Annotated in this window: 1 protein-coding gene; it reads right to left on the bottom strand. The window is 73.5% G+C overall.

Annotated features, from left to right (window positions below; translation table 11 throughout):
- Positions 1 to 150: 150 nt before the first annotated feature.
- A partial coding sequence (locus tag ACFQGU_RS16150) for an N-acetylmuramoyl-L-alanine amidase (RefSeq protein ID WP_386768680.1) occupies positions 151 to 1,139 on the bottom strand: 989 nt, incomplete at its 5' end.

Raw genomic sequence — 1,139 nt, 5'->3', positions numbered from 1 at the left:
CCCCCGCGTCGAAGAAGAAGCGCTGACGGCCTAGCTGAGCCGTGAACCCGTCGCAGAGCGCTCGCTGGTTACCCGGGTAACGCCGGCGCAGCCGTAGGTGAGTGACGATCCCGTCGCAGAGCGCACGCTGGTTACCCGGGTAACGGCGGGTCAGGCGGGGGACGGGACGGGCGGGGCCTCGAGGACGACCTCGGCGGGCACCGGTGCGAAGAAGCGCACCACGGCCGCGGCGATGCCCTCGGCGACGGCGTCGCGGAAGGCGGGGTCGGCGAGGCGGCTCGCGTCGTGCGGGCTCGAGATGTAGCCGCACTCCACCCGCACCGCGGGCATCTTGGTCATGCGCAGCAGGTCCCAGCTCTTGGCGTGGTACCTGAGGTCGGTGAGGTCGGTGCGCGCGGTGATCTCGGTCTGCACCATCTCGGCCATGCGCGCGCCGAGGGCCGAGCCCTGGCCGGCGACGGTGTCGCCGAAGTAGTACGTGGCGCAGCCGGTGGCGTGCGGCGACGGCGAGGCGTCGACGTGCAGGGACACCACGAGGTCGGCGCCGTTCTGGTTGCAGAACGCCGCCCGCTCGGACTCGTCGCGGGCGCCCTCACCCTCAGGCGAGCGGGTCAGGAGCACCTGGACGCCGATCGCGGCGAGGCGGCCCTCGATGCGGGTGGCGAGGTCGCCGGCGATGACGTTCTCCGACAGGGCACCCTCGACCACGCCGGGGTCGGCGCTGCCGTGGCCGGGGTCGAGCACCACGACCTTGTCGGCCACGCCGCTGCAGAGGGTGTCGAGGACCTGCATCTCGCGCAGGATGCTGGCCACGCCGCCGCCGGCCATCGTGCGCGCGAGGCGGGTCATCGCGCGGAACGTCTCGGGGCCGAACGTGCCGTCGGCCTCCACGCCGACGCTGCGCTGGAACTCGCGCAGTGCGCCGTCGGTGAGCACGCCGAACACGCCGTCGACCCGGCCGAGGTGGAAGCCGAGGCTCGACAGGCGGCGCTGCAGGGTGAGCACGTCGTCGCCGGCCACGAGGTGGCCCGGGCTGTACGAGAGCACGCGGTCGCCGAGCGACCAGCGCGCCTCCTCGAGGCGGCGGAAGGTCTGGGGCCCGACGATCCCGTCGACCGTGATGCCGCGCAGCTGCTGGA

Origin of the sequence: Longivirga aurantiaca (assembly GCF_042660085.1) — a bacterium.
Taxonomy (GTDB): domain Bacteria; phylum Actinomycetota; class Actinomycetes; order S36-B12; family CAIYMF01; genus Longivirga; species Longivirga aurantiaca.
This window is presented reverse-complemented; position numbering and strand designations above follow the sequence as displayed.